A 24,996-nucleotide genomic window follows, 5' to 3' on the forward strand; every position below is an offset into this window, starting at 1 on the left:
GACCCACGATGGCGAACGAACAGGACTACCAGGCCTTCCTCGACCGCATCGCGGCCCTCCGGGAGACCGTCACCGACCGGCTGTCCTCACAACTGGTGGCCGATCCTCAACTCGCGGACGTCCTCACGAAACAGATCGACGACCTGCTGCAGTCCGCGGTGCAGACCGACCTGGCCCAGAAGCCCCCGCCCGACAAGGGCCTGGCCCAACTCGTCGGCATCGGCGAGCAGGCGGCCGACGCCCTCGGGCAGACCCGGCTGCCGCAGGCCATCACGCCGTACGACGAGTCGGTGTCCTCCGAACGCCTGGTGGCGATGGGGGACCTCTACTACATCTACCAGCACGAGATGATCGGCGTCTTCCGTGCCGTGCAGAAGCTCCAGGAACTGTTCCGCGCGGGCGCCGTCTACCTCTCCAGCGGCGCGGGCGCATACGCGCTCTACCAGTTCGACCGGCGCGAGGTGCTGCGCTACACCCGGCGGGACCGACTGGCCGCGTACCGCAGGGCGTTCGGCTACGGCCGAGCACCGGTGCCCACCGGCTCGCGGGCGAACAGCGACTTCCACGGCCAGTTCGAGCACTTCGTCAACCAAGTCGCCCTGTTCCACCGGGACAAGCGCATCGCGGACGTGGTGCGCGAGCGGGCCTACGACCCGAGTTTCGGCAGCATCGCGGTGGTCCGCCGGGCCGGGCTCGACCTTCGCAACAACCTCAAGTTCACTTCCTACGGCCACGTCAACGTGCTGCGCGTCGAGGTCATGCAACTGCTCGACGAGGCGTACCGGATCCTCGGCTCGGACGACATCCGGCGGCTGTACGGCGCGGACACCGCGTGGGACGTCGTCGAGATCGTGCTGGCCCAGTACTACGGCGAGCGGCTGGTCACCTCGCCACGCCAGCGGATGGCCATCGCAGGCCGCGAGGTGCTGCGCTGGCTCGCCCAGCCGCACCTGCTGAAGACCCAACGGGCGCAGTTCGAGACGCTGTTGCTGGAGATCGCCGAGTCCGCGGAGGAATGGCTCACCAGCGCCCAGTCACTCGGGCTCGCCAACCGGCAGGACGGGCCGCGCGGTCTGCCGTACGACCGTCCGGCCGCCCCCGTCGCCGGCGCTCAGCGGATCGCCCGTCGGCCGCCCGCCCCGCCCATGACCCGCGGCGCCGGCACGCGCGGTCGGGTGCCCGCCCAGGTCAACGGGACCCGCATGTGACGCTGCGCTCCCCGGTGAGGACGGCAGCCGCGCTGAGCCGGGCCCGCGCCCGCCGCCCCGCCACGCTCGGTCTGCTCCGCGCGCTGCTGCGCCACCCCACGGTGAGCGCGGAGGCCGTCCACCGCGCGGACCTGCGCCGGTGCGCCGAGCGGCTCGCCGGGCGGCTGCGCGCCATGGGCCTCGACGCCGTGACCGTCCGGCCGGGCCGGGTCGCGCCTGTCGTCACCGCCGAGTGGCTGCACCGCCCGGGGGCGCCGCTGCTCCTGGTCTACGGCCACTACGACGTGCAGCCCGCCGGGCCGCGCGAGAGCTGGGCGACGGATCCCTTCCGCCCGGTGCTGGACGGTCCGTTCCTGTACGGACGCGGAACCAGCGACGACAAGGGCCAGTTCACCGCCCATCTGGCCGCCGTGGAGGCGTGGTTGACGTCCACCGGCACCCTGCCGGTGAACCTGCGCCTCGTGCTGGACGGCGAGGAGGAGATCGGCAGTCCGACCCTGCTGCACGAACTGAGCGACCGGCGACGGGTGCCGGAGTATCTGCGTGCCGATCTGGCGGTCGTCTCGGACAACCGGATGCGGGACGAGCGGACCCCGGTACTGGTGAGCGCCCTGCGTGGATCGCTCGCCGCCCGCCTTGAGGTGACCGGAGCGGCGGCCGAGCTGCACGCCGGCGCCTTCGGCGGCGCGGTCCCCGAACCCGCCCGCGTGCTGTGCGAGTTGGTGGCGAGCCTGCACGATTCCGACGGCCGGGTGGCGGTCCCGGGCTTCTACGACGCCGTACGATCGCCGACCGCGACCGAACGGCGGCAACTGGCCCGCGACGGCCCCTCGGCCCCGGAGCTGCTGGCGCCCACCGGCGTCGCCACCGGCCACGGTGAGCCCGGTTACTCCGCCTTCGAACGGACCACGATCCGCCCGGCGATCGTCGTCACGGGCCTGACGACCTCGGGTCCGGGCCGCTCGGCGATCCCCGCACGGGCCGCCGCCGACCTGAGCGTCCGACTGGTCCCCGCGCAGGACCCGGCCACTGTGGCCCGCGCTCTGCGCACCCGTCTCGCGGAGCACACCCCGCGGACCGTGAGCAGCCGGCTGGTCGTCGTCGCGAGTTGCCTGCCCTACGCGCTCGCTCCCGGCAGCACGGGCGTCGAGGCGGTCGGCCGCGCCTGCACCCGGGCCTTCGGGCGCGCACCGGTCCTGCTGCCTTCGGGCGGCTCGATCCCGTTCGTCAGCACGCTCGCCGCCACCTGCGGCACCGAGGTCCTGCTTCTGGGCTTCGGCCTCCCGGACGACGGGATGCACGCACCCAACGAGCGCCTGTTCCTGCCGAACCTCCACCGGGGCACGGACACGTGCATCGAGCTGTACGCCGAGCTGGGCCGGTCCGGTTGAAGTCGCCGTCCACGAACACCCGAGCGCCGTCCTGCTCTCAGACCGCGATCCCCGTCTCGGCCGAAGGCATCGGCGGCAGCCTCGTCCCGTACACCCACGCATCGAAAAGCTGATCCAACGGCTCGGACGTGAACCGGGACGCGTGAGACGTGAACGTCGCTGTCGTCACCGTCCCGTTGCGGTGCTGGCCGGCCCACCCCCGCAGCATCCGGAAGAACGCGATGTCGCCCAGCGCGCAGCGCACCGCGTGGACGGTGACCCCGCCACGCTCGTAGAGCCGGTCGTCGAACATCGACTTGCGGCCGGGGTCGGCGAGCCGTAGGTCCTGGGGGAGCGTGGAGAGCAACCGGTGCGCGGCGGCGGCGTGTTGGTGGGCCGTACGGCCGCCCGAGCGCTCGGACCACAGCCACTCGGCGTACTTGGCGAGCCCCTCGTTCAGCCAGATGTGGCGCCAGTCGGCGATGGACACACTGTTGCCGAACCACTGGTGGGCCAGCTCGTGCGCGACGAGCCGTTCCGAACCCCGGGCCCCGTCAACGTGGTTGGCGCCGAACAGCGACAACCCCTGTGCCTCGACGGGCACATCGAGTTCCTCTTCCGTCACCACGACCGCGTACTCGTCGAAGGGGTACGGCCCGAACAGCTCCTGGAACAGCTCCATCATCGCGGGCTGCCGCGCGAAGTCCCTTGAGAACTCCGGGAGTAGGTCGGAGGGGATGTGCCCATGCTGCGGGACCCCACCCAGACCCGGGTCACCCAGCAGCACCGTCTGGTACTTCCCGATCGACAGCCCGACCAGATAACTGGACGTCGGCGCCGACTGCTCGTACACCCAAGTCGTCGTGGAGGCCTTGGTGGTTCGCGTGAGAAGTCGACCACCCGCCACCACCGCGTACGCCGACGGCGTGGTGATCGAGATCTGGTACGAGGCCTTGTCGGCGGGCCGGTCGTTGCACGGGTACCAGGACGGCGCCCCGATCGGCTGGCTCGCCACCAGCGCCCCGTCGGTCAGCTCCTCCCAGCCGAGGCCGCCCCAGGGGCTGGCGACCGGCTTGGGGTTGCCCGACCAGTGGACCTCCACGGTGAACGCGGCACCGGCCCGCAGCGGCTTCGCGGGCCGGATACGCAGTCGGCCGCCGCGGTGCGTGTAGTGCGGCTGGCGGCCGTCCACCCGGATCCGGCCGATCTTGAAGTCGCCCAGGTTCAGCTGGAATTCGGGCAGCGGAGCACGGCCCGCTATGGCGTTGATACGCGCCGTGCCGGCCAGACGATTGGGGCCGGGGCGGTAGTCCAGCGCGAGTTCATAGCGGTGCACCCGGTAGCGGGCATCGCCGTTTGCCGGGAAATACGGGTCCGGACCCGCCGCCTGCTGAACGGTCACTGCTGCGTCTGCTCCCTGCGCTGTGCTCGTATCTCGTACCCGGGCACCGCCCTCCGAAGCCGACATCGCGTGACCTGTGTTCAGGGTCGCCATGACTCGATCGGATTGCCCAGCCAGCGGGTGTCGTCCGGGACGGACTCCGCCGCCATCACGAGCGATGCGGGACCCAGAGTGGTACGGGCCCCGACCACGCTGCCGGGCAGGACGATTCCGCCAGGACCCAGCGTCGCGCCCTCACGGAGGACCACAGTATCCGTCCGCAAGATCCGGTCGTGGAAGAGGTGGGTCTGGAGCACACAGCCGCGGTTCACCGTCGAGGCGTCTCCGAGGGTCACCAGGTCGGTCTCGGGCAGCCAGTAGCTCTCCACCCACACACCCTTGCCGATGTGCGCGCCGAGCCCGCGCAGCCAGGCCGTCAGCACCGGAGTACCCGGCACGGAACCGGCCAGCCACGGCACCGCCACGACCTCGACGAAGGTGTCCGCCAGCTCGTTGCGCCACACGTAACCGCTCCACAGCGGGTGCTCGGCACCGCGGTGCCGCCCCACGAGGGCCCACTTGGCCACGATCGAGACGAGCCCGGCCAGCGCACCCACGGCCAGCAGCACGAGCCCCGACAACAGCGGCGCCCACACCCCCAGCGCGCACAGCGCCGCCACCGTCAGCACGGCCAGCCCGGCCGAGCAGAACACCGGCACGATCCGGCACAGCTCGACAAGACCGCGCGCCCACAGCAGCTTGGCCGGCGGGTCGTACGTCCGGCTCTGGTCGCCGCCGCTCGTGCTGCGCGGCAGCTTCACCGGCGGCAGCCCCAGATACGACGTGCCCTTCTTCGCCTTCTTCGGCGTCGCCGACAACACCCCGACAAGCCCGCCGTCCGGCACGCTCCGCCCGGGCGCGGTCATCCCGGAGTTCCCGAGGAACGCCCGCCGCCCGATCTCGGCCCGCCCGATGTGCACCCAGCCACCACCGAGTTCGTACGGCGCGGTCAACGTGTCGTCGGCCAGGAACGCCCCCTCACCGACAGTGGTCAGGCTCGGCAGCGCGAGGACGGTCGACACCTCGGCGCCCCGCCCGATCCGCATCCCGAGCAGCCGCAGCCACACCGGCGTGACGAGCCCGGCGTACAGCGGGAACAAGGTCTCGCGGGAGAGGTCCATCAACTGCGTCACGGTCCACGCCTGCCAGCCGATCCGGCTGTGCGTCGGGTGCGTACCCTCGCGCAGCCGCACGCTGAGCAGCCGTACACCGATCAGAATCAGCAGCGCGTACGCCAGCCCGAAGGCCAGCGTGGCCGGGACCAAGGCGATCGCCGCACCCCGCAGGGCCTCGCCGAGACCGTCGCCCGGTGCCACGAACAAGCTGGTCGCCAGGAGCGCGACGGCGCCCGCGACCACCGGCAGCATGGTGAGCGCGAAGCCCGTCACGCCGTACATCACCCGCCAGTACGTGCCCCGCTGCGGGCGCTGCTTGGGCCAGTTGCGCTTGGCCTTGCCGAGCTTCACCGCAGGCGCGCCCGCCCAGCGCTGGCCGGTCGGGACCGTACCGGTGACGGCCGAACCCGGCGCCACCTCGGCCCGCTTGCCCACCCGGGCACCGGGGAACAGCATGCTGCGCGTGCCGACGACGGCGTGCGCGCCGACCTTTACCGGGCCGATCTCAAGACGGTCGCCGTCCAGCCAGTAGCCGGAGAGGTCCACCTCGGACTCGACCGCGGCACCGCGGCCCAGCTTGAGCATGCCGGTGACCGGCGGGAGGGAGTGCAGGTCGACGTCCGGGCCGACCTTGGCGCCGAGGGCGCGTGCGTACCGCTCCAGCCACGAGCCCGTCAGCGCGGTCGCCCCGCTGAACTCGGCCAGCCGCTCCGCCGCCCACAGCCGCAGATGCACGCTGCCACCACGGTCGTAGCGACCCGGCTTCACCCCGCGCAGCAGCAGCCGCGCACCGCCCGCGGCGATCGCGAGCCGACCGGGCGGGCTGAACAGCAGCAGCGCACCCGCGCCGACCAGCCACCACGAGGCGGTCGGCAGCCACGCATAACCACTGAGTACATTGCCGAGCGCGGCCAGCGCCACCGTCCAGCGCAGGCCGACCAGCGTGAACAGGGGGACCAGCGCGAGGAGTTGGATCACCTTGGCGCGGGTCGGCACCGGGGAGATCACCCGCGCGGTGCCGTCGCCCTGCGCCGAGTCTTCGAGGTGCCGGGCCAACTTGCGCAGGGTCGGCTGCTGGTAGATGTCGAGGACGGCCGCGCTCGGGTAACGAGTGCGCAGCCGCGTGGTCAACTGGGCGGCAGCCAGACTGCCTCCGCCGATCGCGAAGAAGTCGTCGACCGCACTGCTCACGGGGATACCGAGCACCTCGCCCCACTGCTCGGCGAGCCAGGCCTCCGTGCCGTAGAGCTGCTCCTTCGCGCCAGCGGTCTCCAGGCCTTCGAGCGGCCAGGGCAGCGCGTTGCGGTCGACTTTGCCGGAGGTGCGGGTGGGGAGATCCTCGACCGGGGCGATCAACGGCACGAGGGCGGCGGGCAGTTCGGCGCGCAGCTTCTCGACGGCGGCAGCCTGGTCCCAGCCTTCCTGGGTGACGACATAACCGACCAGCAGCTGATTGCCACTGCGCGCGGTCCGCACGGCGGCAGCCGCACCCGCGACTCCGGGCAGGGCCTGAAGCGCCGCGTCGACCTCGCCGAGTTCGATCCGGCGTCCGCCGAGCTTGATCTGCTCGTCGGCGCGCCCGAGGAAGATCAGCCCCTCGGGCTCGGCCTTGACCAAGTCACCGCTGCGGTAAGCCCGTTCCCAGCCGAGGGACTCAAGAGGCGCGTACTTCTCGGCGTCCTTCTCGGGGTCGAGGTAGCGGGCGAGCCCGACGCCACCGATCACCAACTGGCCGCTGCCACCCATCGGTACGGGCACCCCGGCCTCGTCGACGACGGCCAACTCCCAGCCGTTCAGGGGGAGTCCGATACGGATCGGCTCGTCGCCGGTCATCAGGGAGGCACAGGCCACGACGGTCGCCTCGGTCGGCCCGTACGTGTTCCAGACCTCACGCCCCTCCGTGACCAGCCGCTGCACCAGCTCGGGCGGGCAGGCCTCGCCGCCGAAGATCAGCAGGCGTACGTCGTTCAGCGCCTCGGGCTCCCAGAGGGAGGCCAGCGTCGGCACCGTCGAGACGACGCTGATGTCCTGCTCGACCAGCCAGGGGCCGAGGTCGGCGCCGCTGCGGACCTGGGAGCGCGGCACGGGCACCAGGCAGGCGCCGTAGCGCCAGGCCAGCCACATCTCCTCGCAGGACGCGTCGAAGGCCACGGACAGCCCCGCCATGACCCTGTCACCCGGACCGATGGGGTCGTCGGTGAGGAAGAGGGCCGCCTCGGCGTCGACGAAGGCCGCCGCGCTGCGGTGCGTGACGGCGACGCCCTTGGGCTTGCCGGTGGAGCCGGAGGTGAAGATGATCCAGGCGTCCTGCTCGACACCGGGCCGGGCGGCCGGGGCCTCGCTGCGTCCGAGGACGGTCAGCGCGTGCTCGGCGCCGATGACGGCTCGCACGTCGGCCTCGCCGAACACCAGCTCGGCCCGCTCGTCCGGGTCCTCGGCGTCCACGGGGACGTAGGCGGCACCGGCGGCGAGTACGGCGAGGATCGCGATGTAGAGGTCGTTGGTCCCGGAGGGGACGCGCACGCCGACCTGGTCGCCGAGGCCGACACCGGCCGCGGCCAGGGTGCGGCGCAGGGTCTCCACCTCGACGGCCAGCGCACGGTAGGTGAGGCGGACGGTGCCGTCGTCCAGGGCGAGTTCGTCGGGATACGACCGCACCGACGCGTCGAGGATGTCGACAAGGGTGCGGGCCGAGGCGGCGGGTGCCGCGGAGAAACGTGCCGTATCGCCGAACTGTGTGCGGATCTCATCGTCGAGCGAGCCGAGAGCACTGCTCTCGTGTATGGCTGCCATCGGTCCTCGCGTCTCAAGCCCGGTAACTTCCGGGGCGCTGGCGGGCCCGCAGGTATGCCTGGGGTTGTCCAGCTCCAGCTCCGTTCCGTAACAAGCCGGAAATTTTAGTACGACGCTAGGCTCCGGGCCTGCCGACGGCCACTCGGGGGAGCCGAACGGGGGCGCTCCGTGAGCGTCCGGCAACGCTCTGACCTGGTGATCTTCAGGCGGAAGGAGACATCCCCCACAAATGCGGCGAGGGCCGCGACCTTGGCGGTCGCGGCCCTCGCCTGCGATGTGTCCGAGGGGGGACTTGAACCCCCACGCCCGATAAAGGGCACTAGCACCTCAAGCTAGCGCGTCTGCCATTCCGCCACCCGGACAAGGTGTCTGTCGCGCGTGGTTTCCCCCGCGGCGACGAAGGAGACATTACCAGGCTTCCAGGGGTGGCCGATCACCCCCTGTTCCCACCCCCGTCCCGCGTGAACGGCGTGTGACGGGCGCGGACCGCCCTTGGGGCGGGGGCCGGGGAGAGGGAGGATGAGGGGGAGGACCACCAGCAGTGACAGTGGGAGGAAGCAGCGTGAGCGACACGGACACGGCCAAGGGCGTCACCGGCGAGGACGAGGTCGTGGACCTCTGCCGCGAGCTGATCCGGATCGACACCAGCAACTACGGCGACCACTCGGGCCCCGGTGAGCGCAAGGCGGCCGAGTACGTCGCCGAGCAGCTCGCCGAGGTGGGTCTCGAACCCAAGATCTTCGAGTCGCACCCGGGACGCGCGTCCACGGTGGCCCGGATCGAGGGCACGGACCCCTCCCGGCCCGCGCTGCTCATCCACGGGCACCTGGACGTCGTACCGGCGAACGCCGTCGACTGGACCCACCACCCCTTCTCCGGCGAGGTCGCGGACGGGTGCGTGTGGGGGCGCGGCGCGGTCGACATGAAGGACATGGACGCGATGACCCTGGCGGTCGTCCGCGACCGGCTGCGCAGCGGGCGCCGGCCTCCGCGCGACATCGTGGTCGCCTTCCTCGCGGACGAGGAGGCGGGTGGTACGTACGGTGCGCGGCACCTCGTCGACAACCACCGCGAGCTGTTCGACGGCGTCACCGAGGGCATCAGCGAGGTCGGCGGGTTCTCGTTCACGGTGAGCGAGGAGCGGCGGCTCTATCTGATCCAGACGGCCGAGAAGGGCATGCACTGGATGAAGCTGACCGTGGCCGGTATCGCCGGGCACGGGTCGATGATCCACCGGGACAACGCGATCACCGAGTTGTCGGAGGCGGTCGCCCGTATCGGCCGGCACAGGTTCCCGGTACGGGTCACCAAGACGACGCGCGCCTTCCTCGACGAACTGGGCGACGCGCTCGGCACCCAGCTCGACCCCGAGGACATGGAGGCCACGCTCAAGCGGCTCGGCGGCATCGCCAAGCTCATCGGCGCGACGCTGAGCAACACTGCCAACCCGACGCAGCTGAACGCCGGTTACAAGGTCAACGTCATCCCCGGCGAGGCCACCGCGCACGTCGACGGGCGGTTCCTGCCCGGGTACAAGGAGGAGTTCTTCGCCGACCTCGACCGGATTCTCGGCCCGAACGTGAAGCGTGAGGGCACGCACTCCGACAAGGCCTTGGAGACCTCCTTCGACGGGCCACTGGTCGAGGCGATGCAGTCCTCGCTGCTTGCTGAGGACCCGACCGCGAAGGCGATCCCGTACATGCTCTCCGGCGGCACTGACGCCAAGTCCTTCGACGACCTGGGCATCCGGGGCTTCGGCTTCGCACCGCTCAAGCTGCCGCCGGAGCTGGACTTCGCGGGCATGTTCCACGGGGTCGACGAGCGGGTGCCGGTGGAAGGGCTGAAGTTCGGGGTGCGGGTGCTGGACCGGTTCATCGACGCGTCGTGAAAACGCCGGTCGGCGCCCTTTGATGCCGGTTGACGCCGGAATTCGACCGCGCGTACGGAAGCCACTGGGACGGGTGAATGTGCTCATAAGCTCGTAGCTCCATTACTCCCTCCTCGTTACAGGTGATGCGATCGGCAACACGAGATCGCTTTTGCCAACAAGGAGGAATAATGATCAAGAAGGTCGTCGCCGCTGCGGCTGCCACCGGTGGCCTGGTTCTCGCGGGAGCGGGCCTGGCCGTCGCCGACTCGGGCGCTCAGGGTGCCGCTGTGCACTCCCCGGGCGTCGTTTCCGGCAACGTCATCCAGGTTCCCGTGCACGTCCCGGTGAACGTGTGCGGCAACACGATCTCGGTGATCGGTCTGCTGAACCCCGCCTTCGGCAACACCTGCATCAACAAGTGACGTCGCCCCTCTGAGGGGTGACCACATCCTCGGCCCCGGAGTGCGCGCCATGCGCTCCGGGGCCGACGGGTCTTCTCGTGCCTTTTCGCGAGGAATGGCGCGAGGAATTCAGTCAGGATTGAAGGCAGGGGGGAATTCAGTAATGCGACAGGTTACCCGCAAGAGTTTGATGACCATGGCGGCCGCGACCGGGGTGATCGCCGCCGCGGGCGGTGTCGCCCACGCCGACTCGGGCGCCATCGGCTCAAGTTCGGACTCGCCCGGCGTACTGTCCGGCAACACCGTGCAGGCACCGGTGCATGCACCGGTCAACGTCTGTGGCAACACCGTGAACGTCGTCGGGGTCCTCAATCCGGCGGTCGGCAACAGGTGCGCCAACAAGGGCGGGGACTCCGGCGGTTACGGCGACTCGGGGGGCTACGGGGACTCCGGGGGGTCGGGCGGACACGGTGGCTCCGGTGGGCACGGGGGTTCCGGTGGGCATGGAGCGCACGGCGGCTCAGGGGGCGCGCACGCCGGCGGACACGCCTCCGGCTCGCCCGGTGTCGGCTCCGGCAACCACGTCCAGGTACCGATCGACGCGCCGGTGAACGTGTGCGGCAACAGCGTCGACGTCATCGGCATCGGCAACGCCGCCACCGGCAACGACTGTGCCAACGGGGGGAGTTGGAACGGCGGCGGTCACGAGGGGGGCGGTCACCAGGGCGGGGGTCATCACGGAGGTGGTCACCATGGGGGCGGTGGTCACCATGGCACGCCCCCGGGCGGCGGTCACGGGACGACCCCGCCGGGAACGCCGGGCCACCCCGGGACTCCGGGGTACCCGGGCACTCCCGGGCATCCCGCCTCGCCGAGCACCTCGCCCGTGAAGGGCGGTCAGACGCCGACCGGTTCCTCGCACGTGAACCAGCCCGGCGCGCAGTCCGCCGTCCAGTCCCAGGGCGTCGCCCAGCTCGCGCACACCGGCAGCGACCTGCCGCTGGGCCTCGCCCTGCCGGTCGGAGCGGGCGCGCTGCTCGCGGGCGCGGTGCTCTACCGCAAGGCGAAGGCCATGGCGTAGCGCCTGGGAACATGTGATCTGCGCAACGGAGGGGCCCCGCGCTGTCGGGGCCCGCTCCGTTTCGCCCGACTCAGCTCACCACGTGGCACGCACCTGGCGGATGATCCGCCGGCGCAGCCGCACCCTACGGCTGCCGTCGCGCAACAGGCTCAGTCGGTCCAATTCCCAGTGTCCGTACTCGGCGTGGTCCGTCAGCAGACGTGTGGCGTCCTTGCGGGAGACCCCGCGCGGTACGTACACGTCGACAAATTCGTATTCCGGCATCGCATCTATTGTGCGGGCAGAGCCCCGGTACGGATAGCGTCTGCACTATGTCTGATGCTGCGCAGCCCACCGCTGCCGAGGTACGCGCCGCCGCCGAGGCGGTCAAGACCGCGCTCGACCGCCACCTGGCCGCGGTCGAAGGCCGGTCGGGGGAGGACGACCCGGCCGTCTACGAGGCGTTCAACCAGCTCGCCGCGGCCGCCGAGGTCTACGACGAGCTGCTCTACGACCGTTATGACGAGGTCACGCCTTTCGAGATCCCCGGTACCGACGACTCCCTGCCGCCGTACACCGGCCCCGAGGAGCCGAACGCGGTGAGCGTGCTGATCCGCCGTGACTACGCCGTGGCGGAGCCGCAGCGGCTGCTGGCGCAGGCACAGCGGGTCGAGGCGGCGGTCGGCGACGGCACCGGCACGGAGGCTTCTGCCACGATCCACGGCGCGCTCGGCATCCTCTTCGACGAGTTCGAGGCCGACGAGATCGCCTCCCGGCCCAAGGAGTTCGGCCTCGAAGAGGGCGACTCCACGCTGTGGGTGACCGCCGCCGATGAAGCCGCCGAACCCGGGGCCTGGCTGGAGGCTCCCTTCGAGGGGGTCGATCCGCAGCGGGTGGTGTGCCGCTTCGACGTCAGCGCGGTCTTCGACGACGAGATCACCGACGAACTGGACGACATCGACGAGGTGGACGAGGCCGAGGAGGAGATCGAGGACGAACTCGATCCCGACCTCGACGCCGATCTCGACGAGGACGAGGACCTGGAGTCGCTGGAAGCGGATCGCTGAGACGCGCCGCGCCCGGCTGTTGCGACGGCAGACGGCGGTGGTCACGGAGGCAGCCCCTCCGCGACCACCGCCGTCTGCCGTCCGGCTCAGACCTCCGTGACGTGACCGCAGCTGCCCGTCGTGCTGCTCAGACCTCCGCCGGGACCTGCGGTCGCAGCAGAACCGGCAACCGGGTCGTACGCGGCTTGGCCGGGACCTCGGCGACAGCCCGAGGCAGTGCCTGATCCACACCGTGGACCACGGACAGATGACGGTCCGCCCGGCTGAACGCCGTGTAGACCCAGGGCCGGCTGAGGGCCTGCGCCGCGTCCCCGGGCAGCACCACGACCACCGCGGACCACCTGGTCCCGACCGCCTGGTGCGCGGTCAGCGCCCACCCGTGCCGCACGGACTGCTCGACCCGCTCCTTCGGTACGACGACGGGGCCGCCGGGGCACGTCAGGTGCAGCCCCTCGGCGTCGGCGTTCACCACGTGGCCGGGGACCGTACGGCCCGGAGCGGGGGAGTACGCGATCCGGTCGCCGGGGTCGAAGCCGCCGAAGCGGCCGGGGCCGGGGTTGAGCCGCTCCTTCAGCGCCACGTTGAGGGCACGGGTGCCCGCCGCGCCACCGTGACCCGGCGTGATCACCACCGTCTGCTCGGCCGGGACGCCGATCACGCGCGGCACCGAGTCGGCGACGAGCTGCACGGTCCGGTGCACGGCCTCGCCGGCGTCCCGCACCGGCACGATCACGACCTCCTTGCCGGGGGCCTCCACCTGGTTCAGCTCACCGATGCCGATGCCCGAGACCAGCTCGCCCACGGGGCCGAGATCCGGTCGGCGCGAGACGACCTGGGGGCAGGCCTTCGACGCGAGCAGATCGGCGAAGACCCGTCCGGGCCCTGCCGACCACAACACCGCCGGGTCCCCGGCCAGCACCAGCCGGGCGCCGTCCGGCAGCGACTCGGTGAGCAGGGCCGCGGTCTCGACGTCCAGTTGGGGCGCGTCGAGGACGACGAGGAGATCCAGGTCCAGGGCACCGTCCGTGTCCCGCCCGGGGCCCTCGGCACCGGACAGCAGCCCGGCGACGGTGGCGGCACGGGGGCCGTCACCCGGGGCGACACCTTCCGGCTCGGCGGACGACGGGCTGTCGGATTTCGTGGACCGCGTCAGCAGGGCGGCGAACCGGTCCCGGCCGACCGGGCTGTGGGCGGCGGCCCAGGCACGCAGCCCGAAGCCCGCCGCCGCGTGCAGCAGCGCGGCCGGTTCTTCGAGGGACGCCTCGCCGCCGGTGTGGAGCACCAGGCCGTGCCCCGCGACCGCGCGGATCAGCTCGCCGGTGGACCCCTTGGCGGCACCGGCCCGCTCCCAGTCCGCCGCCGAACCGTCCTCCTTCGGCACCGAGTTGATCAGCTTGGCCAGTCCGTCGGCGAGGCTCTCCTCGGCGAGCGCGTACCGCTCCAGGCCGATCAGCACCCGGACCGGACGCTCCTCGACCTCTTCAGTCTCATCAGTCTCGTCGTCCGTGCGCTGCACCGGGACCGCGGGCTCGTCCAACGCGTCCTGGAACACCAGCACTTCACCCTCCGCGATGGCGCTCTGCGTCGCCGCGTCCGGGTCGGGCACGCCTTGCTTGACCAGTGCGGCCATCAACGCCGACGCCTCCAGGGCCGTGTGCCCGGCCAGGGCCGCCTGCTCCAGCAGCCAGCCGGTGACCGCCCGGCCCCGCCGCTCGTCGTCCGGCGCGCACTCGGCGCCGAGCAGCGCCCGCGCGAACCCGTCGGCCTGCTCGGGCCGTACACCCGGGACGCGCAGCAACTGCCAAGGATCCTCGCGGAGTTCGGCGTCCGCACTCTCACCGAGCGCTGCCGCGACCTGTGCCGCGAGCGTCTCGGGCGCGCCGCCCTCGGCCAGCACACGCCGTACGGACTCGACGGTCTCGGTCGCGGGGGCGCCGGGCTCGGACGGTACGGGCTGGGGCCGGCGCGCGGCTTCGGGGGCGGCGGGCCGGCGCGGGGCGGGCGCCGGCTCGGTGAACGCGCTGGTCGCGGGCTTCTCGCCGCTCTCCACGGCCCGCACCGCCGCGAGCAGATCGGCGGCCGTCCCGCTGAGCTTGGTCCCGGCCACGATGGGCCCGGCCTTCTCCGCCTTCCGCCGCTCGATCCGCTCCCGCTCCAGCTTCTGCGCCAGCAACTCGGCGGCGGCCTCGGACAGTTCGGGGGCGGCGGCCTCGGCCTTGGCCTCACCGGTGCCCTCGGCGTTCTCCGTGGCTGTGTCCTCCGCAGGAGTGTCCTCGGCGCCCTCCGCGGCGTCCGTGCCCGTGCCCTCGGACGGCGAGGTCTCCGTGGTCTCCGGGTCCGTGCTCACAGCGTGCTCCAGTCGTGATCGGGATAGCGGTGCAGAGGCGCCGACACATCGTCGAGCGCTCGGCAGATCTCGTCAGGAAGACTAAGGGCCTCCACTGACAATGCGGCCGTGAGCTGGTGCGCGTTGCGCGCGCCGACGATCGGGGCGGCCACCCCGGGACGGTCGCGGACCCAGGCGAGGGCGACCTGGAGGGGCGTCACGGCGAGCCCGTCAGCGGCGATGGTCACCGCGTCCACGATGCGCGTCGCCGCGTCGTCGAGGTACGGCGCGACGAACGGCGCCATGTGCTCCGAGGCGCCGCGCGAGTCGGCCGGTGTCGCGTGCCGGTACTTGCCGGTGAGGACCCCGCGCCCGAGCGGCGAGGAGGGCAGCAGCCCGATGCCCAGGTCGAGCGCGGCCGGCAGCACCTCGCGCTCCACGCCCCGCTGCAGCAGCGAGTACTCCAACTGCGTGCTCGCCAGCCGGGTCCGCGTGCCCGGCGCCGCCAGCTGCCAGGTCGCCGCCTTGGCGAGCTGCCAGCCGCAGTAGTTGGAGACGCCCGCATAGCGCGCCCGGCCGCTGCTCACCGCCAGGTCGAGGGCCTGGAGGGTCTCCTCCAGCGGGGTGAACGGGTCGAAGGCGTGGATGTGCCACAGGTCGACGTAGTCCGTACCGAGGCGGGCCAGCGAGGCGTCGAGCGCGGCGAGCAGATGGCCGCGCGAGCCGTCGAAGCGGCGGTCGGGGTCGGGCACGCTCCCCGCCTTCGTCGAGATGACCAGGTCCCGGCGCGGCACGAGCCCTTCTATGAGCTGTCCGAGCAGGTACTCGGCCTCCCCGTCGCCGTACACGTCCGCCGTGTCGACGAGGGTGCCGCCGGCCTCCCAGAACGCCTTCAAGAGGTCCGCGGCGTCATGCTCGTCGGTGTCGCGCCCCCACGTGAGGGTGCCGAGTCCGATCCGGGACACACGAAGGCCGGTACGGCCGAGATGCCTCTGCTCCATGAACGCCGAGATTACTGGCCTGAACCTGCCCTGTGGTTGCCTGTGGATAACCGATTTCCACGATGATCCACAGTCCCTCGCACGGCACGCTCCGTGATCACTCACCGGCACCCGTCCTGTCCGCCCGGAGCACCTCGCGCTAGGGTCGGCACAACAGCGACGTTACTGATCGGTAAGGGGTCTGCCATGCAGCTCGGGATCAACCTCGGCTACTGGGGTGCCGGAATGGACGGCGACAATCTGGCCGTGGCCCAGGAGGCCGACCGGCTCGGCTACTCGGTGTGCTGGGCTGCCGAGGCCTACGGCTCCGACGCGGCCACGGTGCTCACCTGGGTCGCCGCGCACACCGAGCGCATCGACGTCGGCTCGGCCATCTTCCAGATCCCGGCCCGCCAGCCCGCGATGACCGCGATGACCGCCGCGACCCTCGACTCGCTCTCCGGTGGCCGCTTCCGCCTCGGCCTCGGCGTCTCGGGCCCGCAGGTCTCCGAGGGCTGGTACGGCGTCAAGTTCGACAAGCCGCTGGCACGCACGCGTGAGTACGTCGAGATCGTCCGCAAGGCGATGACCCGCGAGCGGCTGTCCTACGACGGCGAGCACTGGACGCTGCCGCTGCCCGGCGGCCCGGGCAAGCCCCTCAAGCTGACGGTGCACCCGGAGCGCGAGCACATCCCGCTGTACATCGCGGCGATCGGCCCGAAGAACCTGGAGCAGACCGGCGAGATCGCCGACGGCGCGCTGCTCATCTTCCCGTCCGCCGAGCACCTGGAGGACACCGCCATCAGGCACCTGCGGGCCGGGCGCGAGAAGGCGGGGAAGACCCTTGAGGGTTTCGACATCGTCCCGACGGTCCCGCTCGCCTTCGGCGAGGACAAGGACGTGGAGAAGCTCGCCGACACCTTCCGCCCGTACACCGCGCTGTACGTCGGCGGCATGGGCAGCCGGCAGCAGAACTTCTACAACAAGCTGGCCCAGCGCATGGGCTTCGAGGCGGCTGCCGCCGAGATCCAGGACAAGTACCTGGCCGGCGACAAGGGCGGCGCCGCGGCGGCCATCCCGCACGACCTGATCGACAAGACGACGCTGCTGGGTTCCGTGGACCGCATCGCGGACCGGATGAAGGAGTACGCGGCGGCCGGTGTCACCACCCTGACGCTCGCCCCGGCGGGCTGGACCCTGGAGGAGCGGCTCGCCGCACTCCGCGCCGGAACCGAGGCACTGGAGCGCGCGGGACTCGCGTAACGCGGCTCTACAGTACGGAAGTTTTCTACGGCCGTGGTGGGGGCTCGGGGGGTCTTCCCCGCCACGGCCGTCACGGGGAACAACGCGTGGCAGCCCGTGCGGTTACGCCCTCGGCGGGACATCCGTAGTCCTCCTTTTGGCGGAGTTGTCCGACAGTGCTGTTGCGGCACCTCTGACGTCGCATTTGACTCGTTCTTTGCGGAATGCGGCGGAATCCTGCATGGAGGTGCCTTCAGATGCTTTCGGTCAAGAGCCTGTTCCAGGAGATCCTCGATGACGACGAGTCCTTTCGGCTGTTCTGTTCCATCGCGGCCAGCGGCGAGTCCCAGGGCGGCTGGGAGAACGGGCGCATCGCCGCGCTCGCCCCGCCGAGCGCACGCGACCTCGCCCCCAAGATCAGCCGGCACGGCGCCGACGAGGACAAGCACGGGCGCATTTTCAACGCCCTTCTGAAGAAGCGTGGCCTCGAACCCGTCCAGGTGCCCGCCGACACCGACTACACGATGCTCCTGGAGCGGCACGGCATCGGCCTCGCCCACGAGAAGCTCAAGGGCGACCAGGCGCTGACCGTCCAGGACGTCGTCACCTACCTCGCCCACAGCCGCGTCACCGAACAGCGCGCCTCCGAGCAGATGGACCTACTGCGCAAGCACTTCGCCGACCACCCCGACCTCGGCCGCGCGGTGCGGATGATCTCCAACGACGAGGACAACCATCTCGCCTACTGCCACGAGGAGTTGCTGCGCTTCGCGGCCACCGGACACGGCCGCGCCATCCAACGGACGCTGCGCGAGTGCGCGTTGGCCGAGATCCGGATCTACCGGGACGTCAGCCTCGCGGTGATGGCCCACATGGGACGCCTCCTCGACTGGCCGCGCGCCAAGTCGGCGACTCTGGCGGCGGGCATCCACGCCGTGTACGCCTACGAACGGCTCGGCGGCTGGCGGCGGATGGTCTCCCTGAGGATGCCGGAACGACGCGACGCGCTCGGCGGACCGGCCACCGCGGCACCCGAGTTCGCGTAAGCCCTACAGCCAGCCGCGCCGCTTGAACGTCCGGTACAGCACCACCTCAAGGGCGGCCATCAGCAGGATCACCGCCGGATACCCCCACAGCCAGTGCAGCTCCGGCATGTGGTCGAAGTTCATGCCGTAGATCCCCGCGATCATGGTGGGGACGGCGGCCATGGCGGCCCACCCGGAGATCTTCCGCATGTCGTCGTTCTGCCGGACGCTGGTCTGCGCGAGATGCGCCGACAGGACGTCCGAGACCAGCCGGTCCAGGCCCTCCACGGACTCGTTGACCTTCATCAGGTGGTCGTTCACGTCACGGAAGAACGGCCGCGACTTGTCGTGCACGAACGGCACCCGGTCGCCGGCGAGACCGACACCCGCGAGCCGGGCCAGCGGCTGCGCCAGCGGCCCGGTGGCTCTGCGGAACTCCAGGATCTGCCGCTTGAAGGTGTAGATCCGCGACGCCGTGGTCCGCGAGCCACCTCCGCTCGGCGAGAACACCGCCGCCTCCAGCTCCTCCAGGTCGGTCTGCAACTCGCCCGCCACGTCCACGTAGTGGTCGACCACGGCGTCGGCGATCGAGTACAGCACCGCCGTGGGCCCGTGCCGCAGCATCTCCGGCTCCTCCTCAAGACGGTGCCGTACGGCCGCCAGAGGGGCCTCCTCGCCGTGCCGGACCGTCACCACGAAGGAGTCGCCGACGAAGACCATGACCTCACCGGAGCTGACCACGTCGTCGTCCGCCTCGTAGCCCACCGGCTTGAGGACCACGAACAGCGAGTCGTCGTAGACCTCCAGCTTGGGCCGCTGATGCGCGGTCAGGGCGTCCTCGACGGCCAGGGGGTGCAGGGCGAACTCCTGGGTGACGCGGTCGAACTCCTTCTCCGTGGGCTCGTAGAGGCCGATCCAGACGAAGGCGTCACCCACACGACGACAGTGGTCCAGGCCGTCGGAGAAGTCGCCGGGCCCCTCCGTCCGGCGTCCGTCACGGTAAATGGCGTAGTCGACGATCACGGTGCGTATTCTCCCGCCGTCCGGCCGAAGCCGCACCCGGACATACGCCTACCCTTGGCGGCATGCCCACGTTGATCCTTGTCCGGCACGGACGTTCGACCGCCAACACCGGGGGAGTGCTCGCCGGCTGGACGCCCGGAGTCGCCCTCGACGAGCGCGGCAACGCCCAGGCCGCAGCGCTCCCCGGACGGCTCGCCGCGCTGCCGATCGCCGAGGTCGTCACCAGCCCGCTGCAACGCTGCCAGGAGACCCTCCAGCCCCTCCTCGACGCCCGCCCCGACCTGCGGGCGCACACCGACGAGCGGATCGGGGAGTGCCACTACGGCGACTGGTCGGGCCGCAAGCTCGCCGAGCTCATGGACGAGCCCCTGATGGAGGTCGTCCAGGCGCATCCCTCGGCCGCCGCGTTCCCCGGCGGCGAGTCTCTGCGGTCGATGCAGACCCGCGCGGCCGAGGCCGTACGCGAGTGGAACGCGCGCGTGGAGCGCGATCACGGCGCCGACGCCGTCTACCTCATGTGCTCGCACGGCGACATCATCAAGTCCCTTGTCGCGGACGCACTCGGACTTCATCTGGACCTCTTCCAGCGGATCTCCGTAGAACCGTGTTCCATCACCGCGATCCGTTACACCCGTCTCAGGCCATTTCTCGTACGGCTCGGGGACACCGGCGATTTCGCGTCCCTGGCGCCGCGCGAGGAGCACCCGGGCGACGAGGCCACCGTCGGGGGCGGCGCGGGCGCACCGTGATCGTCGGCCGCAGTAGGGTGAAGCGGTCGCAGTAGCGCCGCACTTGTCAGCAGTCGATTCCAATGGAGACAGGACGTGTCCCGTCAGGTGTTCCTCTACGATCCGCCGGACCGCTTCGTAGCCGGTACGGTCGGTCTGCCCGGGCGCCGTACGTTCTTCCTCCAGGCCGCCTCCGGTCCTCGGGTGACCAGCGTGGCCCTGGAGAAGACGCAGGTAGCCGCGCTCGCCGAGCGCATGGACGAGCTTCTGGACGAGGTCGTACGCCGCAGTGGCGGCAGCGCGGCCGTCCCCGCCGTCACCCCCACCGAGATCTCCGACACCCGCCCGCTGGAGTCCCCCGTCGAGGAGGAGTTCCGCGTCGGCACCATGGCGCTCGCCTGGGACGGTGAGGAGCAGCGCATGATCGTCGAGGCGCAGGCCCTCGTCGAGCTCGACGCCGACACCGACGAGGACCTCGCCGAGGCCGAGGAGCGGCTCCTCCAGGACGAGGAGAACGGGCCCCCGATGCTGCGGGTCCGGCTCACCGGAGCCCAGGCCCGCGCCTTCGCCAAGCGGGCCCTCGACGTCGTCAACGCCGGCCGGCCGCCGTGCCCGCTGTGCAGCCTCCCGCTCGACCCGGAAGGACACGTATGTCCGCGCCAGAACGGATACCGCCGCGGAGCGTGACCACGGCCGAGCTGCTCGCCAAGGGCGAGCTGAAGGTACGCGGACGCATCCGCGAGGCCTCGAACGCGGTGCTGTTCTGCTCCGTGACGTACGAGGGCCGTGAGGCGTCCTGCGTATACAAACCCGTCGCCGGGGAGCGCCCCCTGTGGGACTTCCCGGACGGCAACCTCGCCCAGCGCGAGGTCGCCGCGTACGAGGTCTCCGAGGCGACCGGCTGGGGCCTGGTGCCGACCACCGTGCTGCGCGACGGGCCGTACGGCGAGGGCATGTGCCAGCTGTGGATCGAGGCGGCGGCCGAATCCGAACTGCTCGCCCTGGTGGACGCGGAGGAGCCCGAGCCGGGCTGGAAGGCCATCGGGTTCGCCGAGGTCGGTGAGGGCAAGACCGCCCTCCTGGTGCACGCCGACGACGAGCGGCTGCGGCGGCTCGCCGTCCTCGACGCGGTCATCAACAACGCCGACCGTAAGGGCGGCCACCTGCTGCCCGCCGACGAGGGGCGCCTTTACGGCATCGACCACGGTGTCACCTTCAACGCCGAGAACAAGCTGCGCACCCTCCTGTGGGGCTGGGCGGGCGAGCCGCTCACTCCGGAGGCTATCGAGGTCCTCCAGGCGCTCAGAGAGGCGCTGGAGGCCGGTGGAGGGCTCGCGGAGAAACTCGGCGAGCTGATCACCGTCGTAGAACTCGATGCCACGCGCGTGCGTGTCGACGCGTTGCTGGTGGCCGGTAAGCATCCCGAGCCGAGCGGGGAGTGGCCGGCCATTCCGTGGCCGCCGGTCTAGCAGCACGGGAACGGGGCGGCGCGCAAGAGCGCCTCACCGGCCATACGGCCTGGTCCGGTTCGTAAACGGATTATCCGTCCGGTTACGCTCATGACATGTATGCCTGGCCCGCTTCTGAGGTCCCCGCCCTGCCCGGCAAGGGCCGCGACCTCCGGATCCACGACACCGCGACCGGCGGTCTGGTCACCCCTGACACCGGTCCCGTCGCCCGTATCTACGTATGCGGCATCACGCCGTACGACGCCACCCACATGGGGCACGCGGCGACCTACAACGCGTTCGACCTCGTGCAGCGCGTGTGGCTCGACACCAAGCGGCAGGTTCACTACGTCCAGAACGTGACCGACGTCGACGACCCGCTCCTGGAGCGCGCCGAGCGCGACGGCATCGACTGGGTGGCCCTCGCCGAGAAGGAGACCGCGCTCTTCCGCGAGGACATGACCGCCCTGCGCATGCTGCCCCCGAAGCACTACATCGGCGCTGTCGAGGCGATACCCGGCATCGTGCCGCTCGTCGAGCGCCTCAGGGACGCCGGTGCCGCCTACGAACTCGAAGGCGACATCTACTTCTCCGTCGGGTCCGACCCCCACTTCGGCAAGGTCTCGGGCCTCGACGCCGCCGCGATGCGGCTGCTGTCCGCCGAGCGCGGCGGCGACCCGGACCGCCCGGGCAAGAAGAACCCGCTCGACCCGATGCTGTGGCTCGCCGCCCGCGACGGCGAACCGAGCTGGGACGGCGGCTCGCTCGGCCGCGGCCGGCCCGGCTGGCACATCGAGTGCGTGGCCATCGCCCTGGACCACCTCGGCATGGGCTTCGACGTGCAGGGCGGCGGCTCCGACCTCGCCTTCCCGCACCACGAGATGGGCGCCTCGCACGCCCAGGTCCTGACCGGCGAGTTCCCCATGGCCAAGGCGTACGTCCACGCCGGCATGGTCGCTCTGGACGGCGAGAAGATGTCCAAGTCCAAGGGCAACCTGGTCTTCGTCTCCGCGCTGCGCCGCGAGGGCGTCGACCCGGCCGCCATCCGGCTCGCCCTGCTCGCCCACCACTACCGCGCCGACTGGGAGTGGACCGACGGGGTGCTGGCGGACGCCGTCGCCCGGCTCGGGCGCTGGCGCGCCGCCGTCTCCCGCCCCGACGGCCCGTCCGCCCTGAAGCTCGTCGAGGAGATGCGCGAAGCCCTCGCGAACGACCTGGACGCCCCGGCCGCGCTCGCCGCGGTCGACCGCTGGGCGGCTCTCCAGCGGGACCGGGGCGGCAGCGACGAGGGCGCCCCCGGCGTCGTGTCCCGTGCCGTGGACGCCCTGTTGGGCGTGGCCCTGTAGTCGGTCCTGTAGTCCGCTAGTCCGCCCTGTAGTCATCGGAAGGGGGCGGTTCCTCCCCGCGGGAGGAACCGCCCCTGTCTCATGCGCCGTTGTGCGTCAGAGCTTCTGCACGCGGACGCTGCGCAGGATCGCCGGTGTCTGGCTGTCCCAGACACCGATCACCTGGTGGCCGAACGCGAAGGCCTGCTCGATCTCCTGATGCGCCTGCGGGGCCGGGTTGTTGAGCACCCGGAACCCGTCCTGGAAGCGCAGGAAGATCTGCTGCGGCTGGCCCGGCAGCGGCTGCACGATGTCGATGTAGCCGTTGGCCACGCCGGCGTGGAGGGGCTGCGCCGAGACCTGCTGGATCGCCGCTTCCGTCACCTGCTGGAGCTGCTGCTGCACCTGCTGGTCGCCCTGCTGCTGTTGCTGCGGCTGGCCGAGTTGCTGGAGCAGCTGCTGGAACGGCTGTTGCTGGCCGAGCTGTTGGAGCTGAGGCATCAGGCCGACGCCGGGCCATCCGGCGGTCTGCTGGCCGAACCCCTGCTGCTGGAACGGCTGTTGCTGCTGCTGGCCGAACGGCTGCTGCTGGTACGGCTGTTGGTACGACTGCTGTTGCTGCGGTGACGTGCTCGGGAACTGCTGGCCCTGCTGTTGTCCTTGCGGTTGTCCCAGTTGGCTCATCTGCGGGGTGGTGCTCATGCGGGTGCCACCTTCCGTCGATCGTTGAGCGAGGGTTGGGTCGGAGTTGGTTTTTGGGACGTCAGCCCGTGACGACCAGGCCGACGATCTCGTCGTCCGAGAACCACACTCGGACGTCGGGCCGTCCCCCCGCGAAGGCGGAGTGGACCGCCTGGCGGATCTCGGGGGACGGGTGGTTGAGGTTGCGCCAGGAACCGGCCACGAACAGCCGTAGCCTGGGCGGGAGTTCACGCGGATACGGCAGCAACTCGTCCCAGTACCGCTCGGCCTGGCCGGAGCCGACCGCGTGCGGGAGCAGTTGGTTGACCGCCGCCCTGATGTCGGGCCGGTTGCCGATCCGCTGCGAGGCGGGCCGGTCCGGCGCGTCCTGTTGTGCGGAACCCGTGGCGCGCAGTACCTCGCGGGCCCGTTCCGGGGACATGGGCTGTTGTTCGGCCGCCCTCAGCATGCCCTGGAGCGCGGCCAGCGCGCCGACCACCACCGGCGAGGCGGAGGAGGTGCCGGAGAACGTGTCCGTGTACCAGGCGATCTCCTCGGGCCCGGCCTGCAGATCACCGGGCCGGTCCCAGAAGCCGCCGGTGGTGGTGACCTCGCGTCCCCAGCCCTGGGCGTCCACGCGGGCGCCGTAGTTGGAGAACGCGAGCCGGGACCGGTCCGGGCCGTGGTCGCGGCCGTGGGTGCCGGGCGGCGGGGCGCCCGCGCCGACGAGGACGGCGCCGGACGACTGGTTGGAGGCGTTGAACGGGTTGCGCCACCACTCCGGGAACTCGTCCGGGCGCCGCTCGTAGACCGCGTCGTCCAGCGACTCGGCGCCGTTGCCCGCCGCCTCGACCACCAGGACGCCCCGGGCGGTCGCGTACCGGACGGCCGCGAAGTCGTCCGGCCACCACTCGACGGCGACGTAGCCCTGCTGGTCGTCGCGCTGCTCGAAGTCGAACTGCGGTCCGGGGCGGTGCAGTTCGACCAGCAGGACGTCGCCGGGTCCCAGTCGGTCGGCTGCCGCGTGGATCGCCGCCGCCGTGCCGATGCCCTGGAAGGACGCCGCCGCCGTCACGGCCTCCGGCACGATGCCGGTGACGCCGTGCTCGCCCCGGTCGCCGCCGATCACACCGATTACGGCGGTGCCGTGGTTGCGCCAGGCGACATCGGTCAGCGGGGTGCCCACGACCACACCGGCGAGCTTGCCGGCCAGGTCCTCGTGCCCCAACTGCCAGGCGCCCTCCACGTCGATCACGGTCACCCCCTGACCCGAACCGCCGGGCCGCTGCCAGGCCCAGTGGGCGTCGATGCCCTCGGGCGCGGGCCGCAGATAGCCCTGGCGGCTGCTGAAGTCGGGCGTGACCGGCGCCCCTTCCTTCACCCGGCGGTCGTCGTCCGCCAGCGTCGCGGGTACGGCGCCCGGTTTCACGTACGCCGTGTCGATGCCCGGCAGCGCCGCGATGCGTGAGCGCAGCTCCTGGGCCCGGCTTCCGCCGCCGCTCACCCGGTAGAAGAGCGCCAGGTCGGGCACGTTCTCCGTGCTCGCGAGGGTGGACTGCTGGAGCCGTTCCTCACTGCCGAACAGCGGTTGCAGCGCGAGCTGTTCGTCACCGAGGAACATGTTGAGCGCCGTGACGTCGGCGCCCGACGCCGAGCGGACGCCCTCGGCCCGGGCGCGCAGCCTGGCCTCGGGGCGTGCGACGACGATCAGTTCCTGCTCGGCCCCTCGATAGGTGAATCCCGCTCCGTCGGGCCCCGGCCCGGACGTTCCCGGGCCCTGCGCCGGCTGTGCCTGGTCCGTCATCGGATCTCGCTCCCTTCGGTGCCTGGGTGCCTCGGCCCCAACCAAGCACTCATAGGGGGAGCCGTAAACCCCCATCACCGACAACTCGG

Annotated in this window: 20 protein-coding genes and 1 tRNA gene; 12 read left to right on the forward strand and 9 right to left on the reverse strand. The window is 71.3% G+C overall.

The window, feature by feature from the left end; translation table 11 throughout:
* Window positions 1–8 precede the first annotated feature (8 nt).
* Both AB0I69_RS16340 and AB0I69_RS16345 read left to right on the forward strand, forming a co-directional pair.
* Window positions 9–1,208 (forward strand): hypothetical protein, encoded by a 1,200-nt coding sequence (locus AB0I69_RS16340; protein WP_363096309.1) that lies wholly within the window; start codon window positions 9–11, stop codon window positions 1,206–1,208.
* Entirely contained in the window at window positions 1,205–2,599 is a 1,395-nt protein-coding gene (locus tag AB0I69_RS16345) for a M20/M25/M40 family metallo-hydrolase (protein WP_363096310.1), read from the forward strand. The genes AB0I69_RS16340 and AB0I69_RS16345 overlap by 4 nt, the downstream gene beginning before the upstream one ends.
* Window positions 2,600–2,636: 37 nt before the next feature.
* Here the strand turns inward: AB0I69_RS16345 and AB0I69_RS16350 are convergent, their stop codons facing one another.
* From AB0I69_RS16350 to AB0I69_RS16360, 3 genes are all read right to left on the reverse strand, one after another.
* Complete coding sequence (locus AB0I69_RS16350) at window positions 2,637–3,980, reverse strand: M1 family metallopeptidase (RefSeq protein WP_363096311.1); 1,344 nt, start codon at window positions 3,978–3,980, stop codon at window positions 2,637–2,639.
* An 80-nt stretch (window positions 3,981–4,060) separates the two neighbouring features.
* Window positions 4,061–7,927, reverse strand: coding sequence for a Pls/PosA family non-ribosomal peptide synthetase (locus AB0I69_RS16355; RefSeq protein ID WP_363096312.1), 3,867 nt, complete (start codon window positions 7,925–7,927; stop codon window positions 4,061–4,063).
* Window positions 7,928–8,204: 277 nt separating this feature from the next.
* Window positions 8,205–8,289: transfer RNA gene (locus tag AB0I69_RS16360), tRNA-Leu, on the reverse strand.
* A gap of 200 nt (window positions 8,290–8,489) precedes the next feature.
* Between AB0I69_RS16360 and AB0I69_RS16365 the strand changes: the two genes are divergently transcribed.
* The 3 genes from AB0I69_RS16365 (at window position 8,490) to AB0I69_RS16375 (ending at window position 11,279) form a co-directional block, all read left to right on the forward strand.
* Complete coding sequence (locus AB0I69_RS16365; protein ID WP_363096313.1) at window positions 8,490–9,815, forward strand: M20/M25/M40 family metallo-hydrolase; 1,326 nt, start codon at window positions 8,490–8,492, stop codon at window positions 9,813–9,815.
* Between the two features lie 170 nt (window positions 9,816–9,985).
* Complete coding sequence (chpH, locus tag AB0I69_RS16370; RefSeq protein ID WP_019066065.1) at window positions 9,986–10,219, forward strand: chaplin ChpH; 234 nt, start codon at window positions 9,986–9,988, stop codon at window positions 10,217–10,219.
* Between the two features lie 142 nt (window positions 10,220–10,361).
* Entirely contained in the window at window positions 10,362–11,279 is a 918-nt protein-coding gene (locus tag AB0I69_RS16375; protein ID WP_363096314.1) for a chaplin, read from the forward strand.
* A gap of 75 nt (window positions 11,280–11,354) precedes the next feature.
* On the opposite strand, the gene AB0I69_RS16380 is transcribed toward AB0I69_RS16375, so the two are convergent.
* The gene (locus AB0I69_RS16380; RefSeq protein ID WP_005485166.1) at window positions 11,355–11,543 is read right to left on the reverse strand and encodes a DUF5703 family protein; all 189 of its coding nucleotides are present in this window, start codon (window positions 11,541–11,543) and stop codon (window positions 11,355–11,357) included.
* 47 nt (window positions 11,544–11,590) lie between these two features.
* Here AB0I69_RS16380 and AB0I69_RS16385 point away from each other — a divergent pair, with 47 nt between their 5' ends.
* Window positions 11,591–12,325, forward strand: a complete 735-nt coding sequence (locus AB0I69_RS16385; protein WP_363096315.1) for a hypothetical protein — start codon at window positions 11,591–11,593, stop codon at window positions 12,323–12,325.
* Window positions 12,326–12,452: 127 nt separating this feature from the next.
* Here AB0I69_RS16385 and AB0I69_RS16390 read toward each other — a convergent pair whose 3' ends face one another.
* On the reverse strand, window positions 12,453–14,672 hold the full coding sequence (locus AB0I69_RS16390) for an ATP-dependent RecD-like DNA helicase (RefSeq protein ID WP_363096316.1): 2,220 nt from the start codon (window positions 14,670–14,672) through the stop codon (window positions 12,453–12,455).
* Complete coding sequence (locus tag AB0I69_RS16395) at window positions 14,669–15,652, reverse strand: aldo/keto reductase (protein WP_363096317.1); 984 nt, start codon at window positions 15,650–15,652, stop codon at window positions 14,669–14,671. Before AB0I69_RS16395 ends, AB0I69_RS16390 begins: the two co-directional genes overlap by 4 nt.
* Before the next feature lie 186 nt (window positions 15,653–15,838).
* On the opposite strand from AB0I69_RS16395, the gene AB0I69_RS16400 reads away from it, so the two are divergent.
* Both AB0I69_RS16400 and AB0I69_RS16405 read left to right on the forward strand, forming a co-directional pair.
* A complete protein-coding gene (locus AB0I69_RS16400; RefSeq protein WP_363096318.1) occupies window positions 15,839–16,894 on the forward strand; it encodes an LLM class F420-dependent oxidoreductase in 1,056 nt (351 codons plus the stop codon).
* Window positions 16,895–17,130: 236 nt separating this feature from the next.
* Window positions 17,131–17,919, forward strand: a complete 789-nt coding sequence (locus tag AB0I69_RS16405; RefSeq protein WP_363096319.1) for a ferritin-like domain-containing protein — start codon at window positions 17,131–17,133, stop codon at window positions 17,917–17,919.
* A 3-nt stretch (window positions 17,920–17,922) separates the two neighbouring features.
* Here AB0I69_RS16405 and corA read toward each other — a convergent pair whose 3' ends face one another.
* The gene (gene corA / locus AB0I69_RS16410) at window positions 17,923–18,921 is read right to left on the reverse strand and encodes a magnesium/cobalt transporter CorA (protein ID WP_363096320.1); all 999 of its coding nucleotides are present in this window, start codon (window positions 18,919–18,921) and stop codon (window positions 17,923–17,925) included.
* A 62-nt stretch (window positions 18,922–18,983) separates the two neighbouring features.
* Here corA and AB0I69_RS16415 point away from each other — a divergent pair, with 62 nt between their 5' ends.
* From AB0I69_RS16415 to mshC, 4 genes are all read left to right on the forward strand, one after another.
* Window positions 18,984–19,670 carry a histidine phosphatase family protein gene (locus AB0I69_RS16415; protein ID WP_363096321.1) on the forward strand — a complete coding sequence of 229 codons (687 nt, stop codon included), beginning with the start codon at window positions 18,984–18,986 and terminating at the stop codon, window positions 19,668–19,670.
* Window positions 19,671–19,745: 75 nt separating this feature from the next.
* On the forward strand, window positions 19,746–20,336 hold the full coding sequence (locus tag AB0I69_RS16420; RefSeq protein ID WP_363096322.1) for a DUF3090 domain-containing protein: 591 nt from the start codon (window positions 19,746–19,748) through the stop codon (window positions 20,334–20,336).
* Complete coding sequence (locus tag AB0I69_RS16425; RefSeq protein ID WP_363096323.1) at window positions 20,300–21,118, forward strand: SCO1664 family protein; 819 nt, start codon at window positions 20,300–20,302, stop codon at window positions 21,116–21,118. The genes AB0I69_RS16420 and AB0I69_RS16425 overlap by 37 nt, the downstream gene beginning before the upstream one ends.
* A gap of 95 nt (window positions 21,119–21,213) precedes the next feature.
* Window positions 21,214–22,443: a cysteine--1-D-myo-inosityl 2-amino-2-deoxy-alpha-D-glucopyranoside ligase gene (mshC, locus tag AB0I69_RS16430; RefSeq protein WP_363096324.1), complete on the forward strand. Its 1,230-nt coding sequence runs from the start codon at window positions 21,214–21,216 to the stop codon at window positions 22,441–22,443.
* Window positions 22,444–22,539: 96 nt separating this feature from the next.
* On the opposite strand, the gene AB0I69_RS16435 is transcribed toward mshC, so the two are convergent.
* A complete protein-coding gene (locus AB0I69_RS16435; protein ID WP_363096325.1) occupies window positions 22,540–23,124 on the reverse strand; it encodes a hypothetical protein in 585 nt (194 codons plus the stop codon).
* A 61-nt stretch (window positions 23,125–23,185) separates the two neighbouring features.
* Window positions 23,186–24,907, reverse strand: a complete 1,722-nt coding sequence (locus tag AB0I69_RS16440; RefSeq protein WP_363096326.1) for a S8 family peptidase — start codon at window positions 24,905–24,907, stop codon at window positions 23,186–23,188.
* Window positions 24,908–24,996: the final 89 nt, after the last annotated feature.

This window comes from Streptomyces sp. NPDC050508, assembly GCF_040655155.1.
Classification (GTDB): domain Bacteria; phylum Actinomycetota; class Actinomycetes; order Streptomycetales; family Streptomycetaceae; genus Streptomyces.

Bases quoted from the DNA above. Each gene is read 5' to 3' on its own strand.
- AB0I69_RS16375 (WP_363096314.1), top strand. From the start codon at position 10,362: ATGCGACAGGTTACCCGCAAGAGTTTGATGACCATGGCGGCCGCGACC.
- AB0I69_RS16355 (WP_363096312.1), bottom strand. From the start codon at position 7,927: ATGGCAGCCATACACGAGAGCAGTGCTCTCGGCTCGCTCGACGATGAG.
- AB0I69_RS16415 (WP_363096321.1), top strand. From the start codon at position 18,984: ATGCCCACGTTGATCCTTGTCCGGCACGGACGTTCGACCGCCAACACC.
- AB0I69_RS16340 (WP_363096309.1), top strand. From the start codon at position 9: ATGGCGAACGAACAGGACTACCAGGCCTTCCTCGACCGCATCGCGGCC.
- AB0I69_RS16385 (WP_363096315.1), top strand. From the start codon at position 11,591: ATGTCTGATGCTGCGCAGCCCACCGCTGCCGAGGTACGCGCCGCCGCC.
- AB0I69_RS16435 (WP_363096325.1), bottom strand. From the start codon at position 23,124: ATGAGCACCACCCCGCAGATGAGCCAACTGGGACAACCGCAAGGACAA.
- AB0I69_RS16425 (WP_363096323.1), top strand. From the start codon at position 20,300: ATGTCCGCGCCAGAACGGATACCGCCGCGGAGCGTGACCACGGCCGAG.
- AB0I69_RS16440 (WP_363096326.1), bottom strand. From the start codon at position 24,907: ATGACGGACCAGGCACAGCCGGCGCAGGGCCCGGGAACGTCCGGGCCG.
- AB0I69_RS16405 (WP_363096319.1), top strand. From the start codon at position 17,131: ATGCTTTCGGTCAAGAGCCTGTTCCAGGAGATCCTCGATGACGACGAG.
- AB0I69_RS16395 (WP_363096317.1), bottom strand. From the start codon at position 15,652: ATGGAGCAGAGGCATCTCGGCCGTACCGGCCTTCGTGTGTCCCGGATC.
- AB0I69_RS16380 (WP_005485166.1), bottom strand. From the start codon at position 11,543: ATGCCGGAATACGAATTTGTCGACGTGTACGTACCGCGCGGGGTCTCC.
- AB0I69_RS16400 (WP_363096318.1), top strand. From the start codon at position 15,839: ATGCAGCTCGGGATCAACCTCGGCTACTGGGGTGCCGGAATGGACGGC.
- chpH (WP_019066065.1), top strand. From the start codon at position 9,986: ATGATCAAGAAGGTCGTCGCCGCTGCGGCTGCCACCGGTGGCCTGGTT.
- mshC (WP_363096324.1), top strand. From the start codon at position 21,214: ATGTATGCCTGGCCCGCTTCTGAGGTCCCCGCCCTGCCCGGCAAGGGC.